The sequence below is a fragment of the Shinella yambaruensis genome, assembly GCF_050859155.1.
GTDB lineage: Bacteria > Pseudomonadota > Alphaproteobacteria > Rhizobiales > Rhizobiaceae > Shinella > Shinella yambaruensis.
Map to the genome: position 1 here is coordinate 55,527 of NZ_CP150640.1, position 17,028 is coordinate 72,554.

General features: G+C 67.1%; 10 protein-coding genes. 6 read left to right on the forward strand and 4 right to left on the reverse strand.

Annotation, left to right across the window (positions count from 1 at the left end):
• Positions 1-40: 40 nt before the first annotated feature.
• A complete protein-coding gene (gene otsB / locus WMC41_RS26300; protein WP_244770130.1) occupies positions 41-853 on the reverse strand; it encodes a trehalose-phosphatase in 813 nt (270 codons plus the stop codon).
• A 112-nt stretch (positions 854-965) separates the two neighbouring features.
• On the opposite strand from otsB, the gene WMC41_RS26305 reads away from it, so the two are divergent.
• Complete coding sequence (locus tag WMC41_RS26305) at positions 966-2,045, forward strand: ROK family protein (protein WP_432349547.1); 1,080 nt, start codon at positions 966-968, stop codon at positions 2,043-2,045.
• A gap of 74 nt (positions 2,046-2,119) precedes the next feature.
• Here the strand turns inward: WMC41_RS26305 and WMC41_RS26310 are convergent, their stop codons facing one another.
• The gene (locus WMC41_RS26310; protein ID WP_432349548.1) at positions 2,120-5,263 is read right to left on the reverse strand and encodes a CHAT domain-containing protein; all 3,144 of its coding nucleotides are present in this window, start codon (positions 5,261-5,263) and stop codon (positions 2,120-2,122) included.
• A gap of 139 nt (positions 5,264-5,402) precedes the next feature.
• Positions 5,403-5,645, reverse strand: coding sequence for a hypothetical protein (locus WMC41_RS26315; protein ID WP_432349550.1), 243 nt, complete (start codon positions 5,643-5,645; stop codon positions 5,403-5,405).
• A gap of 210 nt (positions 5,646-5,855) precedes the next feature.
• Here WMC41_RS26315 and WMC41_RS26320 point away from each other — a divergent pair, with 210 nt between their 5' ends.
• The 4 genes from WMC41_RS26320 to WMC41_RS26335 all read left to right on the forward strand — a co-directional run bounded on the left by WMC41_RS26320 (position 5,856) and on the right by WMC41_RS26335 (position 10,021).
• The gene (locus WMC41_RS26320; protein ID WP_432349551.1) at positions 5,856-6,965 is read left to right on the forward strand and encodes a PspA/IM30 family protein; all 1,110 of its coding nucleotides are present in this window, start codon (positions 5,856-5,858) and stop codon (positions 6,963-6,965) included.
• Positions 6,965-7,621 (forward strand): OB-fold-containig protein, encoded by a 657-nt coding sequence (locus WMC41_RS26325; protein ID WP_244770125.1) that lies wholly within the window; start codon positions 6,965-6,967, stop codon positions 7,619-7,621. Before WMC41_RS26320 ends, WMC41_RS26325 begins: the two co-directional genes overlap by 1 nt.
• Positions 7,622-7,627: 6 nt before the next feature.
• Positions 7,628-9,337 carry a flotillin family protein gene (locus tag WMC41_RS26330; RefSeq protein WP_432349552.1) on the forward strand — a complete coding sequence of 570 codons (1,710 nt, stop codon included), beginning with the start codon at positions 7,628-7,630 and terminating at the stop codon, positions 9,335-9,337.
• Positions 9,338-9,406: 69 nt separating this feature from the next.
• Positions 9,407-10,021 carry a hypothetical protein gene (locus WMC41_RS26335; RefSeq protein ID WP_288080075.1) on the forward strand — a complete coding sequence of 205 codons (615 nt, stop codon included), beginning with the start codon at positions 9,407-9,409 and terminating at the stop codon, positions 10,019-10,021.
• A gap of 35 nt (positions 10,022-10,056) precedes the next feature.
• On the opposite strand, the gene WMC41_RS26340 is transcribed toward WMC41_RS26335, so the two are convergent.
• A complete protein-coding gene (locus tag WMC41_RS26340; RefSeq protein WP_432349553.1) occupies positions 10,057-10,851 on the reverse strand; it encodes a hypothetical protein in 795 nt (264 codons plus the stop codon).
• Between the two features lie 681 nt (positions 10,852-11,532).
• On the opposite strand from WMC41_RS26340, the gene WMC41_RS26345 reads away from it, so the two are divergent.
• Positions 11,533-17,019, forward strand: a complete 5,487-nt coding sequence (locus WMC41_RS26345; protein WP_432349554.1) for a glutamate synthase-related protein — start codon at positions 11,533-11,535, stop codon at positions 17,017-17,019.
• Positions 17,020-17,028 lie beyond the last annotated feature (9 nt).

The following is a 17,028-nucleotide window of genomic DNA, read 5'->3' on the forward strand; positions in this document are numbered from 1 at the left end:
GTGTATCTCAGCGGGACGGGGACGGCCCGAAGCCTCCCGCTCAGGATGCCGCCGTCGCCTTCCGATCGCCCGCAGCGGCGATCGTGGCCAGCGCCGAGCGGATGGCCGACGGTGACGACGCCTTGGCGAGGGCACAGGTGGCCGTGGCGAGCGAACCGACGCGGATCGACTGGCCGCCACGGGCATTGGCCAGCGCGAACATGGTCTCGTCCGTCAGGTCGTCGCCGATCGCGATCGGCAGGCGCCCCGCAAAGGCGGGCTGCTCCAGATAGGTGGCGACGGCCTCTCCCTTGTCGGCACGCGCGGGGCGGATCTCGAAGACCATCTTGCCGGGCTGCAGCACCCAGGCGGGGCCTGCCTCCTCGGCAAAGTCCCGCATGATCTTCTCGAGCGCCGTGTCATAGGCGGGCGCCAGCCGGTAATGGGCTGCGACGGCGGCGCCCTTGTCCTCGATCAGCACGCCCTCCATCCAGGCCGTCCGCTCGGCCAGGCGCTGCTTCAGCGCGGCGAAGGCGGGCGTCACCGAGACAACCGAGGTTGCTCCGTCCGTCCCCCTGAATTCCGCGCCGTGCAGGCCGGCGATGGGAAAGCGGAAAGGCGCGAACAACCCGTCTGCGAAGGGAAGGCTGCGCCCCGTGACCAGTGCCAGCGCGCCGCCAAGGCGGGCGGAAACCGCATCGAGGCTCGCCGGAAGCGAAAGGGGGACCTGGATGGCATCCGGCGTCGCCGCAAGGTCGAGCAACGTTCCGTCGATGTCGAGGAAGAGCGCCCAGCGCTCCGGTTCGTCGACAAGTCGCCGGACGAGATGGCGGGTTGCGGCGTCCGACGGCCGCAATTTGTCCTGTTTGTTCATCGGCAAGCAAGTAGTTCGCTCCGGCCGGGCGGCAAGGGCTGACGGCGAAGTCTCGCCAGGAACAAGTTTTTCTCCGGCGCATTGTGTCCTCGCATCGGGCAGAGGAGACGACATGGGCAAGCAGCAGAAGAAGGCACAGCGAACGGAAGAGAACAACGCCCCCGTCACCCACGGGGCCGATGATCTGCCGGCCGTCGAGGTGACCAGCTACAATCTCGAATTGCGCGACAAGGAAGGCTTCATTGGCGACAAGGCCAACAAATCCGCCTTCCGCGATGCCATCGAGGCGTGGCGGAAACGGGTTCGCGCGGGCGGACCGGATCCTCTCGGCGACGTGCCGACGGACGGGCTCTCCAAGAAGGAGGTCGATGCGCTGCTCAAGGAACAGGAGACGGAAGCCGCGTCCCTGGTGCGCGCGGCGGTCGACGACTTCGCGGCGGATTTCACGGACATTCTTGCCCGCTACCTCAAGGAGGAAACCTGGAAGGGCACGGAACGGATCGTGGTCGGCGGCGGCTTCAAGGACAGCCAGGCGGGCCTCATGGCGATCGCCCGCGCCCAGATCCGGCTCAAGACCGAGGGCTTGAAGGTGGAGATCGTGCCGATCGCCCATCATCCGGACGAGGCCGGGCTGCTCGGCGCCGTGCACCTCATTCCCTCCTGGATGCTGAAGGGCCATGACGCGATCCTCGCCGTCGACATCGGCGGCACCAACATCCGCGCGGGCGTCATCAAGCTCAACCTCGACGACAAGCCGGATTTTTCCAAGGCCAGGGTGTGGAAATCGGAGCTATGGCGCCATGCCGACGACGAGCCCCGCCGCACCGCGACCATCGAATATCTCGTGCGCATGATCGAAACGCTCATCGCCAAGGCGAAGAAGGCCAAACTCGCGCTGGCGCCTGTCATCGGCATCGGCTGCCCAGGCGTCATCGCTGCGGATGGATCGATCGCGCGGGGCGGCCAGAACCTGCCGGGCGGCAACTGGGAAAGCACGCACTTCAATCTTCCCGAAGCCCTGCGCAAGGCTATCCCCGAGATCGCCGACCAGCCGACCTTCGTCATCATGCACAACGACGCGGTGGTGCAGGGCCTGTCGGAGGTGCCGCGCATGGCGGATGTGAAGCGGTGGGCCGCCGTGACGATCGGCACCGGCCTCGGCAATGCCAGCTTTGTCCGCAAGGAGACATGACCGCCGGGTGGATGCGGCTCGCCACGCCCGGTTCCGCTTGGGGGGCCAGATAGACCAAGCGGCATCCACCGCCATCAGTTTTCGAACAGCACGAAGGCGGCCCAGACAAGCGGATCCCGGGCCGTGGGGATGCGGCCTTCGATGGCGTCGCGACGGGTGCTGCGCAGCGCTTCGGCATAGGCCTGCCCGTCCTTCAGGTGCTCGTAGAAGCGCACCATGAAATCGGCGGTGCCGTCGTCGGCGACGGGCCAGAGCGTCAGGAGGGAGCGCCTGGCGCCGGCAAGGTTTGCCGCGGTCGGCAGGCCGCGCAGTCCCCCGACGAAGGCCTCGTCGCCGCGGCCGGTTTCGCAGGCCGACAGCACCAGCAGGTCGAGACCGGAGAGATCCCAGCCCATCAGCTCGAAGGCGTAGAGCCGCCCGTCCTTCTCGTCGCGGCGCATGGCGCGCGTATCGCCCGACCGGGCGAGGATGACCTCGCTCTGCCACAGCGTATCGACATTGCTGGCACCGCCGTTCTTCGCGCTGCCATAGGCGCCGTGCGTCGCCAGATGGGCGACGGTCGCCCCCGCCATGCGCTCGCGCAGCGCCGCCTCGCCGACGGCCTCACCGGAAAGGGTCTCGATCTTCAGGCTCGGGCCGGACAGGATCTTGCCGATCGCCTCCACCTCGCGCAGCGTTCCGGGCAGCGGCATGGCGCCCGCCTCCTCGCCCTTCGCATAGTCGATGCCGCCCGCCAGCACGATCCGGCCCTCGGACGGCAGCGCACTATCCTCCACGGCCCGGTAGAGCGCTTCCGGCTCGGTCAGGAGCCTGAGCGTGAAACGCTCTTCGAGCAGCGTGCCGGCCCGGTCCTCGAGAAGGGAGAAGGGCAAGGCGAACAATTGCCCGTCCGGCACGATGAAGACGGTCCTGGCGCCGGCGATGTCGGCATCGATCGGCGTAATCAGCGCGTCATGCAGCCGCGCGAAGGCGCGCTTGCTCGCCTGGACCAGCAGCCCCCTGCCCTCGTCAGCACTGCGGTCACGCGTCTGGAGCGCCGCCACCATGTCATCGCCACCCGCCAGCAGCCTGCGCGGATCGCCGAGCGCCCGCAGGACCGGCGCCGCGCCCTTGCGCCAGACGATGGCGTAGAGCCGCGCATCCGCGACCGGATCGGCGCTCTCTCGGTCCACCCGCCATTTGCGGGTCGTGAAATACTGGACGAGCGCCTGGTCCGCGGCCAGGAGGTCCCCCGGGGTCGGCAACGGCTGGTTCAGGATCGTCTCGCGATCCAGCCGATAGCGCGCGACGATGCGCTCGTGCAGCTGCTGCTCCCGCGCCTTGGTATCGGAGAGATAGGCATAGGCGAGATCCTGCTCGACATCGGCGGCGAAGATCTCGCGGGCGATGCGCGACAGGCGTGTGATGCGGTCGAGCAGGCGGGCGGTCTCGCTATCCGAGCGATCGATCAAACGGGCAAGTTTCAGCGCGTTGTCCGCATCGGCGGTGGCAAGCGAGGGCCAGCGCCGGGCGGCATCCGCAAAGGCCGGCACGGCGGACGGGTGCCGTTCGGCAAAGCGCGCATAGTCGTAGAGCATGCCGTCGGCCATGGCGCGCACCGCCTCGCCGACCTCCCGCCCGCCGGCCACCGAGACCTGCAGATGCACCCAGCGCAGCATGTCCTGGTCGATGCCGGCGAATTCCCCGGCGGCCGTGGCCGCATCCGTCGCGGCCTTCGCATTGGCAATGGCGATGCGCCCGGCAAAGGCGAGCGGATGACCGGTGCTCATCTCGCCCGCGGCGATGCTGTAGGCCTGCTGCAGATGCTTGATCTGCCGTTCCTCATTGCCCGCCCTGGCGAAATGATCCGCCAGCAGATAGGCCGCCTTCATGCGGAGGATCGCCGGATAGTTGGAATCGGTGACGAGCGCCTCGACGCGCCCGACCGCCGCCGCATCCATCGGCCGGGCGCCCGAGAGCAGGTCGGTATAGGCGAGCCAGGCCTCCATGCCGGCAATCGTCACGGGATCGCCGAGTGCCCGGGATATTTCCAGGCACAGCGCGAAATAGCGGCGTGCCTCGGCATAGTTGCCGAGATCGAGATAGTTCTGCGCGGTGTTGTTGGCGCTCACCAGCGTGTTGAAATGGTTCTGGCCGTAGTGACGGGTACGGTTCTCCAGCACCTTCAGGTCATATTCCAGCGCCCGCGAGGGCGAGCCCATGCCGCGCAGCATGTCGGCGAGGTTGTTGGCGATGCGCCAGGTGACGGTGTCGTCGTCGCCGAGCGATTTCTGCGCGATCTCGTAATTGCGCCGTTCGAGGTCGATCGCCGTGCCATATTGCCCGACATCCGACAGCGCGCTCGCCAGCTTGTCGGTTGCATGGATCAGTTCCGGAGACTCATGGCCGTAGAAGCGGGCATAGAGATTGGTCGCCATCGAATAGAGCGGCACGAAATGCTGCTGGCTGTCGGGCACCGCGCTGCGGAACTCCGCATAGGCGAGGTAGAAGTCGGCAAGCTCCTTCACCTCGGCGCGGACGGCGAGCGTCTGCTCCGCTTCCCGCAAGAGCGCCGCCGCGTCGTCGTTGAGTCCGCTCGCCTGGAAGCTGCGCACCGCCTGCGTATAGTGCCGCAGCGTCACGGCATGCAGCTCCGTCTTCGCCGAGGCGGCCAACGCGGCGCGCAGCCGCCTGCGGCCGTCCTCCAGGCGCTGGCTCTCCAGCAGGCTGTAGGCGGTGCGCACCCGGGCGTCGATGTCCTCGGCACTGTCCTTGCCGTGAGCCTTGCGGATCCGCTCCTCATAAAGCTCCGCCAGCGCATCCTGCCGGTCCTTGTCGCCGAGCCGGCCCTTCGCGTCCATCAGGAGTTCGAGCAGGAGATTGGCCCGGGTCTCCTCGACCGGCTCGAGCGTTGCGAGCAGTTCCCCCATGCGCGGATAGTAATCGGCATCGACACGCGCCGCATCGCCCATGCGCATCGCATAGTCGACAGCCGAGACCGTATAGCTTGCCGCAAGCCAGGCCTCTCCCTCTGCCTTGAACCGGGCGCTCGCCGCCTCCGCCTTGCGGCGTGCGCCTTCCAGGTCGCCGCCTTCGGCAAGCGCCTTCATCTCCGCCGCGATGACGTCGGAGCGCGCGATGGCCGCCTGCGTCGGGGCCTGCGCGGATGCGGGCGCGGCGAGGAAGACGAGAAGGACGATGGAGAGACCAATGCGGAAGGAACGGGGGAAAATCTGCATGAAGACACTTCTTGACGATATCGAACGGCCTGACCGGTCACGGGCGCGACCCAGATAAGACGATCAACATAACCGGCTTATTTCAAATTCAAGGCCGAAACGCATGCCGGTCTTCGCTTTTGACGGCCCTGCCGGCCGGTCAGGCCAGCCGCCGGTCTTCATGCTCATGGTTCCGGCAGGCCTCCAGGAACGCCTCGGCCGTATCGGGGTCGGCGCGAAACTGCTCGAACGCTTCGGCGCTGATGCGGAAATAGGCCTCGTATTCCGCGGCGCGGTTGAAGCCGCTGACGGGCGTTGAAAGGTAAAGGGCACCCGTTTCCGCGTCCCGCCCCAGGCTGAAGCGATGCGCGCGAAAGACAGCGATATCGACGAAACGGCCCATCCCCTCGCTCCCCGACAATTGCAGGACCGGACGAGCCTCGCAGGCGGCTGGTGGCCGCGCAAGATGGCACCGCGCCTTTCGTGCGCAACAGGCGTTTCGCGAAAAACGACAGCCGGCCAACCGAAGAGTCTGCCGGCCTCATCCGTTGAATAGGCAGTCGCTGCAAATTCGGCCTTGAAAGCACCAATGAAGTGCTTTATATATTTAACCATGGCAACGAAGTTCACATCCAGCCTCAGGCTTGTCCTTCAGCCCACCCCGGACATGCGCCAGGCACTGTCCGAGACGCTGGAGGCCTACCAGCAGGCCATGGCGATCCTGGACCGGACCAAGGGCGCCAATGTCGTGGCGCTGCACCAGGCGGCCTATGAAGAAATCCGCGCGGCGACGGGTCTTCCCGCCCGCCTCGTCACGCTCGCGCTGCGCGACCACGGCCGCCGCAAGCCGGGGGAAATCGTCGCGGACATTCCGCTCGATTCCAAGCTCTTCGCCGTCAAGGGCCCGGACAGCGTGAGCATCGCGACGCTCGGTGGCCGCATCGTGCTGCCCTATGCGGCGAGCGGCTATCGCGAGGGCTGGGCGGATTTTGCCGAAGCACGGCTCGTCTTTGCCGGGTCGTCCATCTGTCTCTATGCCGGCATCCAGGCCGGCATCCATTCGAAGAAGGAGGCTTCCATGTCCAACGAAGGTATCCTCGCCCGTCTCGGGCGCGTCATCGCCGGCGTCGTCAACACTGCGGTCGATGCCGCCGAGGCGTCGAACCCGGTCGCCGTGGCGCAGCAGGCCGTCCGCGAGATCGGCGCGATCGCCGAGGAAGCCCGCGCGGCGCTCGGCGTCGCCATGGCCGCCGGTCACCGGCTGAAGGCCAAGGCCGACGACCTCGACGCGGAGATCCGCGACCTCGACGAGAAGATCAAGGTCGGGCTGGAAAGCGGCCGCGAAGACCTCGCCCGCGCCGCCACCGGCGTCCAGATCGACCTCGAAGCCCAGCGCGACGCCCTGTCCAAGGCCATCCTGGAGAATGCCGGCGAGATCGCCGATGCCGAGGCGACGCTGCGCAGCATCGCCTCGGCCCGTGCCGACGCGATGAAGCGGCTGGAGGATGCACGGCGCGCCGAGCGCGCCGCCCCGCCGGCCGCCACCCCGTCCCAGCGCAACGACCGGCGCCTTGCCGATGCGCTCGAAGCCGTCGAGCGCGTCACCGGCGTGCCTTCCAAGCCGGCCATGGACGGCACGGCGGAGGTCGACGAACTGGGGCGCCTGCAGCGCCAGAAGGCGATCGAGGCGCGCCTTGCCGCCTTCAAGCACGGTGAGCGCTGATGGATTCCATCGTCCACCCGGGCACCGCTCCCTTCTGGATCGCGCTCCTGACGGTGGCGGGCCTCGGCATCGTCGAACTGGTCTCGGTGCTGCTCGGCGCCTCCGCCTCCGGGCTGATCGACGACGGCCTCGACTTCAACGGGCCGGGTGACGCGGAATCGGGCCTTCTCGGCGGGTGGATGTCCTGGCTCAATGCCGGCGGCGTGCCGATCCTCGTTCTCGCCGTCATCCTGCTTTCCGCCTTCTCGGCGACCGGCTTTGCCCTGCAGGCGGTCATCTCGCAGTTCCGCGATCCGCTGCCGCTCTATGCCGCCGTCACCGGCGCGCTCGCCGTCGCCATCCCCGTCACCCGCTGGTCGTCCCGCGGTCTGGCGCGGATCATCCCGCGCGACGAGACCAGCGTGCAGGAACAGGCCGATTTCATCGGTCTCGTCGGGACGGTGACGCTCGGGCCGCTCGACCAGGGCCATCCCGGCACGGTGCGGATCAAGGACCGCTACGACAACATCCACACGCTGCGTGCCCGGGCCGTGCCGGGGCATGTGATCGAGACGGGCGCGTCCGTGCTCATCGTCGACGGCAAGGACGGCCTCTTCCAGGCCATTCCCGCCCCGGCGGTGCTCGAAGACGGCCACTATCCCAACAACGGAGGGTAAACGATCATGGACTTCCTTTCGGTAGGAATCATCGCCGGGGTCATCGTGACGGCTATCGTCGTCATCGGCATCATCATGACCTCGCTCTACACCCGCGCCACGCGCGACAAGGCCTATGTGCGCACCGGCCTCGGCGGCAAGAAGGTCGTGCTCGACGGCGGATCGGTCATCCTGCCGATCTTCCACTCCTATTCCTGGGTGTCGCTCAGCACGCTGCGGCTCGAGGTCAAGCGCGCCGAAAACGAATCGCTGATCACCAAGGACCGCATGCGCGCCGACATCACCGCGGAGTTCTACGTCCGCGTGAAGCCGGATTCGGAGAACATCGCCCTCGCCGCCCAGACGCTCGGCGACCGCACGAACGACGCCGATGCGCTGAAGACGCTCGTCGAGGCGAAGTTCGTCGACGGCCTGCGTTCGGTCGCCGCCACCATGTCGCTGCGCGACCTGCAGGAGCAGCGCGCCGAATTCGTCAAATCCGTGCAGGCCGCCGTTGCGCACGACCTGCAATCGAACGGCCTCGAACTGGAATCGGTGTCGCTGACCCGCCTCGACCAGACGGATATCAAGCATTTCAACCCGAACAACAGCTTCGACGCCGAGGGCCTCACCGCGCTCACCAAGATCACCGAGGAGCGCAAGCGCGAGCGCAACCAGATCGTCCGCGACAACGAGGTGGAGATCGCCACCAAGGACCGCGAAGCCACGCTGCGCCGCCTCACCATCGAGCGCGAGCAGCGCGACGCCGAGCTGACGCAGGAACGCGACATCGCCAACAAGACCGCCGAGACGCGCGCGGAAGCGGCCAAGGCCGAGCAGCTTGCCCGCCTCAGCGAGGAAACCGCCCGGCTCGACACCGAAAAGGGCATTGCCGAACGCGACTCCCAGGCGCGCCAGGCCCGCGAGACCGCCCGCATCGATGCCGAGCGCGGCATCGCCGAGCGCGAGGCGGAAGCCCGCCGCGTGACGGAGACGGCCCGCATCGACGCCGCCATCGCCGTCGCCGAGAAGAGCGAGCAGGAACAGGCCGCCCGCGCCAAGGCCGACGAGGCGAAGGCCGCCGCCATCACCGCCGAGGAACAGGTGGCGACGGCACGGGAAGTCGAGATCGCCGAGCGCGCCAAGCGCATCGCGGTGCTCGATGCGCGCAAGGCCGCCGAACAGGAGGCGACCGCCATCACCGTCAAGGCCGAGGCCGAGCGCCAGGCGGCGGAAAACCTCGCCGCCGCGACGAAGATCCAGGCCCAGGCCGATGCGGAAGCCGCCAAGATCAAGGCGACGGGTGTCATCGAGCTCGGCCAGGCCGAAGCCCAGGCCGAACGCGCGCTCAACGAAGCCCGCAACGCGCTTTCGGCCAGCATCATCGAGTTCGAGCTCGCCCGCGCCCGCGTCGCCATCATCCCGCAGGCGCTGGAACAGGCCATGAAGCCGATCGAGAAGATCTCCGACATCCGCATCTTCAGTGCCGGCGGCCTCGCCGGTGCGCTGGCGGGCAACGGCAGCAATGGCGGCGATGGCGCGGGGCATGCCGTCGGCGACCTCAGCAGCCAGCTTCTCAGCTTCACCGCCCAGAAGCCCATCCTCGACGAGATCCTCGCGCAGGCGGGCTTCAAGGGTGCGGACCCGACGCAGGCCCTGCTCGCCGCCTCGGTCGGCAACGCGGCGGCAAGGGTGCCCGTCGAAGGCGCCAAGGCAAGAACCGGCGACGCCGATTGAGCGCCTGAAGAAAACGAGGCCGCCGGATGAACCCGGCGGCCTTGCGCTTTTCACGGAAGGAGACAGATCATGGCAACCACCCGTTCGATCGGCCGCCCCGCCCGCCATCTCGGCACCGCGCTGCTCGCGCTCGTGCTCACGGCGACATCCGCCCTTGCCCAGGCCACCGATGTGCTCGGCATACCGGGCCCGATCGATTTCGAAGGCGACGCCTACAAGCTCGCCTGGAGCGCGCAGCCCTCCGCAACCTACATCAAGCAGGAATATCTTCCGGACGGACAGCGCGCCGAGCGATACGACCAGATGATCCTGGTCGAAACCGTCACAAGCGGCATCACCGTCATGGATGCCGTGCGCGCCCAGGTGACGATGCTGAACCAGCGCAAGGCGACGGACCCGCTCGTCAACATGGACGTCATCCAGAACGAGGCGGCCGGCGAGGCGCTGCTCGACTTCATCGTCAGCAGCAAGGACACCGACGGGCAGTACATCGTCGAATGGAACGCCTACCGCTATGCCCGCTACAGCGATGCTGGCGGCAAACCCGGCGTCATGCTCTTCGGCATCAGCCGCCGCGCCTATGGCAACGCCGCCGCCAAGGATCTGCTGACGCAGCTGAAGGGGCTCCGGCCCGGCCGGGTCAAGTCGCTGACGCAGGTGCGCCTGCCGAGGCCTGCGCGGTGAACCGATACGGCTTTCACCCGGTCTGTGCCGGGGCCTCAGCGCAGCGAGGACCGGTGATGGCGGCCCTGCCTGGCCAGCTCTTCCGCCAACGCCCGGCGCGCGTCGGCACCGCCCGTCCGCAAGGCTTCGAGTTCCGCCGCCGTGATGATCGTCACCGGCACCACGCGCACCGGGGAAAGCGGCATGCCCTCCACGGCCGTGGAAAACCCCTCGACCGGCATCCCGATCAGGACGCCGAGACTGTCATCGGCCGTCACGTAGCGCGCCGGCATCTGCTTTCCGATCGCGTGCGACTGGCTGACGCCGGGGAGCTCCATGGACAGGACGCCATACTGGTCGAGCTGGGCGGAGATGCCGCCGACCCCTGCCACCGTGCCGGCGACATGGCTGACGAGCTCGAAGGCCCAGCTTTCGGAAAGCCTTGAAATATCCCCGGGCCGGCCTGCATGGGCCGGCAGGATGTCCGCCGTCTCGACGAAAAGCTCCATGCCGAAGCCATTGCCCTTACGGCCATCTTCGAACGGATCGGAAAGGCCGTCCGTCGCGATGACGATGGAATGTGCCCGCCGGACGACCTTGTAGGCCTGGCGGGTCGTCGGCCAGTGCGGACCGCCCATCAGGCCGGGGCTGATCAGATGGCCGAGCACATCCTTCTCGACGCTGCCGACGCCCGCCCAGAAGGCATCCCGCTTCTGCCAGGACTGCTCGAAGGCAGCATCCGCCGCCTCGCCGCCCTCCTCTGCCGCGGTCGCCGCCTTGTCCTGTGCGGCAGCAGGCGATACGCCGATGCCGGCGCCTGCAAGCTGCCTGATCCGATCCCAAAATCCCATGGTTACATCCTTTTCCCTGTCGGCCAGCCGCAGCTCCGCCGTGTCGGAGTGGGCATCGATCCGGCGCTTGCATGTATGCCCGCTGCGCTCACCCGCGGCATCAGCCGACGGGCGGGCGCAGTCGAGGCCAGCCCGCGCCTTTCCGTCATCAAGGCGAGTAGCAAAGTCGGATTGGGCCGGAATGACGATCCTGCCGCAGGCCTCGAGATAACCGCAGAGTCCCGGAGGCGCATCGAGAAAGGACGTGCACAGGGACAAGGTGGCCGCGAGGAAAACGCTTTGCATGATCTTTATCTTTCCAGTAGCGGATCGCAAAAGGTGGGATGCACGCTCTGCGACCCTATACAGGAAACCGACGTCCGAGACGGGCGCGCTATTCGTTTATTCTGGGCTCATTCTGGGAAGGTTGCTTCCACGGCGAAGGCCGAAACGTCACGGCGAGGCCGGAGTATAGCTGGCAGGCCCCGTCTTCCTCGCGCACATGCGTTTTGCCCTTCTGCACCGCTCGGGGCGGAAAAAGCATCGACGGGCGAACGATCCTTTCCATATCCACAAGCGCATCAAAGCTCAGAAAATTTCGCCAATCTATCTGATCGCGAATTTTTCGAACAAAAACTTGACTCAAGCACTCCTGTTAATATAGGTCAGCATCACTGACACATCATGACAGGAGGATGCACGTTGGACCCGCGCGAAGAAACCTTCGGCCTTTACGATCCCTCGCAAGAGAAGAGCAGTTGCGGCGTTGGTTTCATCACGCGAAAAGACGGCAAACAGACGCATGACGTCCTGAAGAAGGGCCACGAGGCGCTTTGCGCCGTGCCGCATCGCGGCGGCATGTCGGCCGAAGGCGTCGGCGACGGCGCCGGTGTTTCCGTCGATATCTCCCTCGGCTTCTTCCGCAAGCTCACGGGCCGGGACGATCTTCAGCCGCGGCGCTTCGGCGTCGGCAACTTCTTCCTGCCGAACGACCCCGTCTTCCGGCTGGAGGGTGAGCGTATCATCGAGGATGCCTTCTGCGCGCAGGGGTTTCCCGTCTTGCTGACCCGCGACGTGCCGGTCGACGAAAGCGCCGTCCGCCCGGCGGCGATCCGCCACCAGCAGCCGATCCGCCAATGGGTCTTCGGATGCCATGACGAAAAGGCGAGCCAGGCGGAATTCGATGTCCGCATCCACAGGGCGCTGCTGGCGATCGAGGCGCGCGCCTATACCGAGCCGCAGCTCGCCGGCCTCTATCCGCTCTCGCTGAGCGCGCGCACGCAGGTGCTGAAGGGCCGGCTGAACTCCAACGAGGTGATGCCCTATTTCCGCGACCTCGTGGACCCCGACCACACGGTCAACACCATGTATTTCCACACGCGGTTTTCGACCAACACCGACCCGCATCCCTCCATGGCCCAGCCCTTCCGGCTGATGGCGCATAACGGCGAACTCAACACCGACCGCAAGAACCGCCTTTCGGAGGCCGCGATCGCGCTCGCCAGAAACGCCTCGATCATCCGCCCGAAGGGCCAGTCGGACAGCTGCCGGTTCGACCAGACCTTGCAGGCGCGTGTGTTGGAGGACGGTCTCGACCTCGTCACCGCCGTCGTCTCGATGATGCCGCCGGCCTGGGAGAACGACGACACGCTGTCGCCCGACGTCGTGGCGATGCTTGAATATTTCTCGCTCTACGAGGAGAAGAACGACGGGCCCGCCGCCCTCATCTTCGGCGACGGAGACATTATCGGCGCACGGCTCGACCGGCTGGGGCTGCGCCCGCTGCGCACCGTCGAGACCGCCGACTATCTCTGCGTCATGTCGGAGGCCGGCCAGATCGCCTTCCCGCCGGAAAGCGTGCTGCGCCGCGGCCGCATCGAGGCCGGCGGCATGCTTTGCTACGACCATGTGCAAAAGCGCGCCTTCGGCACGAACGAGGCGCTGGAGATGCTGGCCGCCCGCCGCCCCTATCGCGAGCTCCTGCGCGAGGCGCGCGTGACGCTCGCCGAACTGCCGGAAATCCCCGCCGAGGCCCAGGGTTCGCCGCTTCGCTACAACGGCGACCTCGAGCGTCATCAGCGGTACGTCGCCTATTCCTTCAACCAGGAGAGCTTCAAGTTCCTGATGGACCCGATGCTGCAGACCGGCGCGGAAAAGATCTCCGCCATGGGCTACGGCAATGCCATCAACGCGCTCTCCGACCAGGAAGGCGGTGTCGCCAAATACTTCTCGCAGCGCTTCGCGCAGGTGACGAACCCGCCGCTCGATTCGATCCGCGAGGCGGACGGAATGACGTTGCGCGTGGCGCTCGGGGCCAAGCCGAACATCGGCGCGAAGGCCGCGCGCCAGATCGTCGTGCCCTCCCCGATCCTGACGCATCTCGACATGCTGCGCATCCGCGAGCAGGCGGAAACGCCGGTCAAGCGCTTCGAGATGCTCTATAGGCCTGATCTCGAGGATGCCGACGCCAATGAAGCAGCGCTGGAAAAGGCGATCGATGACCTGTGCGAGGCTATCGCGGCCTTCGCCCGGGAAGAGGGCGGCATCGCCGTCGTCACCGACCGGCATGTCGCGCGCGCCCGCGCCGCCCTGCCGATGATCCTCGTCGTATCCGCCGTCAACCAGAAGCTCATCGAGGAAGGCCTGCGCCTCCGGTTGTCGCTCGTCGTCGAAAGCGGGCAGATCGCCTCCTCGCACCATGTCGCCGCCGTGCTCGGCTTCGGCGCGTCGGCGGTCTATCCGCTCGGCGTGCAATTCCGCGCCGAGGAGAAGTTCGGGGGCGAGGCCGACAAGGCCTTCAAGCGCTTCGCCAAGGCGGCGGAAAAGGCGCTGATGAAGACCATGGGCAAGGTCGGCCTCTGCACCGCCGAAAGCTATATCGGAGGCGAGTTCTTCGAGCCGAACTTCCTCGACACCGGCGACCGCGTGCTGAAGCGCTACTTCCCTAATGTGAAGACCCCGGTCGGCGGCGTGAACTTCAAGGTAATCGCCGCCGCCGTCGCCGACTGGCACGCAAAGGCCTTGACGGTGACGCGCGAGGACGACATTCCCCTGCTCGGCCTCTTCAAGGAGCGCGCGGAGGGCGCGGGCCACTCCTTCGGCACCGCGGCCGTGCGCGGCTTCGTCGACATGACGGAGGAGAAGATCGGCTTCGAAAGCCGGCCGGAGGAAGACGACCCGTTCCTGCGCCTCCTGACGCTCAATCGGCTGGACGACGCCTTCGGCCTCGATGACGCGGCCTACCGCAACAACGGCTACGAAAAGCTGACGCCGGAAGCGATAGACCGCTTCGCCATCACCCCCGGCTACCGCACCTTCATCCGCCAGATGACCGAGGAGCGCGCCCGTCGCCCCGCTGCCCTGCGTGACGTGCTCGCGCTGCCGGCTGACGTCACCTACCTCTCGTCGGCGGAGGATTTCCGCAAGGAGATGGGCCGCTTCTCGCGCAAGGGCAACAACAGTTTCCTGGTGCGTGGCCTTGCCTGTGAAACCCTTGCCGGCGATACGTTCCGTCTCACCCTCACCGGCGGCGAACTGGCGCGGCTGGCAGCGCTCGGCCAGTCGCTCGTCATGCGCTTCGGCGGCGATATCCTCGGCCATTGGCTGGAGGGCGGCGCGCTGATGGTGCAGGCGGCCGGCGAGGCCCTGGACTATCTCGCGCTCATCCGCACCGCGCCGGACAGCATCCCGCTCGAAAGCGTACAGCCGGCGAGCGAGATCACCCCGCTGCTTGCCTCCGGCGCGATGAGCCACGGCGCACTGGTGGCGAACGCCCACGAGGCCGTCGCGCACGGCACCAACATGGTCGGCGGCATGTCGAATTCCGGCGAGGGCGGTGAGCACATTTCGCGCTACGGCACCATCCGCGCCTCGCGCATCAAGCAGTTCGCCTCCGGTCGCTTCGGCATCTGGGCCGGCTACCTCGCCGATCCCATGCTGGAGGAGCTGGAGATCAAGATCGGCCAGGGCGCCAAGCCCGGCGAAGGCGGCCAGCTGCCCGCCCAGAAGGTGACGGTGGAGATCGCTGCGGCCCGCGGCGGCACGCCCGGCGTCGAGCTTGTCTCCCCGCCGCCGCACCACGACACCTATTCGATCGAGGACCTCGCCCAGCTCATCCACGACTGCAAGGCCGCAAGGGTGCGCGTCATCGTCAAGCTCGTCTCCTCCGAGGGCATCGGCACCATCGCCGTCGGCGTCGCCAAGGCGGGCGCGGACGTTATCAATGTCGCCGGCAATACCGGCGGCACGGGAGCCGCCGCCGTCACCAGCCTCAAATATACCGGCCGTGCCGCGGAGATCGGCATCGCCGAGGTGCACCAGGCGCTTTGCGCCAACGGCCTGCGCCAGAAGGTGCTGCTGCGCTGCTCCGGCGCGCACCAGACGGCGAGCGACGTCGTCAAGTCGGCGCTGCTCGGCGGCGACAGCTTCGAATTCGGCACCACCGCGCTGATGATGCTGAAATGCGTGATGGCGAAGAACTGCAACATCAAGTGCCCCGCCGGCCTCACCACCAATCCGGAGGTCTTCGACGGCGATCCGCGGGCGCTGGCGCAATATCTCCTCAACATCGCACACGAGACGCGGGAAATCCTCGCCGCGCTCGGCCTGTCATCGCTGCGCGAGGCGCGCGGCCGCAGCGATCTCCTTCATCTCCTCGACCACCCCGCAAGCGTCGGGCAGCTTGACCTGCGCGCCATGCTCGCCGTCGTCGAGGAGGTGAAGATCGCCGATCCCGTCTACATGGAGAAGGATTTCGCCGTCGACGACAGCTTCATCGAACTGGTGCGCTCCGCCCTCGTCGACGGCCGGCGCGCCGACGTGGAGCTTGGCGGCAACCGCCATCTCAACAATTGCAACAAGACGGTCGGCGGCCAGCTCGCCATCGACATCGAACGCCTGCTCAACCACGAACTGACCGGAGAACAGGCGCGGCACCTTCCCGCCGTCCGCCAGGACGACCGGGGCCGCCGCTTCCTCGATGCCGGCAGCGTGCGCATCGCCACCTCGGGTTCGGCCGGCCAGTCCTTCGGCGCCTTCTGCAACGACGGCATGGCGCTGACCCATACCGGCACCTGCAACGACGGCGTCGGCAAGAGCGCCAACGGCGGCGTCATCGCCGTGCGCTCGCCGGGCGGCGGCTCGGACGAGGCGGGCGGCAACGTACTGGTCGGCAACTTCGCGCTGTTCGGCGCGACGGGCGGGCGGCTCTTCGTCGAGGGCCAGGCCGGCGACCGCTTCGCCGTGCGCAATTCCGGCGCAACGGCGGTGGTCGAAGGCGTCGGCGATTTCTGCTGCGAATACATGACGAACGGCGCGGTGCTCAACCTTGGCACCTTCGGCAAGGGTTTCGGCAACGGCATGAGCGGCGGCTTCGTCTACCAGTACGACCCCTATGGCGACCTGCCGAAGAAGATGAGCCACGATTCCATCCTGCTCGGCTCGATCGGCGACGAGACGGAACCGATGGCGGCCGTGCATGCGGACACCGTGCGCCTGCTGCTGGAATGGCATCTGGCGGCAACGGGCTCCCGCAAGGCGCGCTGGCTCCTCGAAAACTGGGAGAGCGAGAAGCACAATTTCGTCTACGGCCTGCCGCGCGCCTTGCTGCTCTACCAGGACAGCGACGCCATCCTGAAGGCGAAGAGCCGCAAGGACCTCGTCGAGGAACTCTCCACGGCGCTCGCCGCCCATCAGGTGCGCAAGTTCAAGCTCGCCTATCGCGACCGCAGGGCGATCCTCAATGGCGCCGTGCCGGGCTATGGCGAGACCGATACGGAGGGCATGTTCGCGCTTCTCAACAACTACACGGTGCTCAGCATGGCGCAGTCGATTGCCCTTGCTCGCGTGCCGGGCGCGCGCGGCTCGTCCGATCCCGCCGTGGAGAAGGCCGTGCGCAACCTCTTGCTGACGGAGGATTTCTCCCTGATGCAGAAGCTCGCCCGCTACGCGCGCGACGCCATCGCGGATTATGACGACGAAGCCTTGGCAGTGATGGTCGCCGCAAAACGCCTCGACGACTACCGCCAGGCGCTGAAGGGCCGCAACACGCGCGCCATCGACAGCCCCGGTACCTATGGCTGGATCCTCCACCAGTCCGCCCGCAACATCGAGCGCATCGGCCGCATCCCCAGCTTCGAGGAGCTGTTCGCGCGCCAGGCGATTTCCGGCTTCGCGTCCGCGAGACAGTGAGACAGAGAC

Excerpts from the sequence above, each read along its gene's own strand:
- otsB (WP_244770130.1), bottom strand. The coding sequence starts at position 853 with ATGAACAAACAGGACAAATTGCGGCCGTCGGACGCCGCAACCCGCCAT.
- WMC41_RS26305 (WP_432349547.1), top strand. The coding sequence starts at position 966 with ATGGGCAAGCAGCAGAAGAAGGCACAGCGAACGGAAGAGAACAACGCC.
- WMC41_RS26310 (WP_432349548.1), bottom strand. The coding sequence starts at position 5,263 with ATGCAGATTTTCCCCCGTTCCTTCCGCATTGGTCTCTCCATCGTCCTT.
- WMC41_RS26315 (WP_432349550.1), bottom strand. The coding sequence starts at position 5,645 with ATGGGCCGTTTCGTCGATATCGCTGTCTTTCGCGCGCATCGCTTCAGC.
- WMC41_RS26320 (WP_432349551.1), top strand. The coding sequence starts at position 5,856 with ATGGCAACGAAGTTCACATCCAGCCTCAGGCTTGTCCTTCAGCCCACC.
- WMC41_RS26325 (WP_244770125.1), top strand. The coding sequence starts at position 6,965 with ATGGATTCCATCGTCCACCCGGGCACCGCTCCCTTCTGGATCGCGCTC.
- WMC41_RS26330 (WP_432349552.1), top strand. The coding sequence starts at position 7,628 with ATGGACTTCCTTTCGGTAGGAATCATCGCCGGGGTCATCGTGACGGCT.
- WMC41_RS26335 (WP_288080075.1), top strand. The coding sequence starts at position 9,407 with ATGGCAACCACCCGTTCGATCGGCCGCCCCGCCCGCCATCTCGGCACC.
- WMC41_RS26340 (WP_432349553.1), bottom strand. The coding sequence starts at position 10,851 with ATGGGATTTTGGGATCGGATCAGGCAGCTTGCAGGCGCCGGCATCGGC.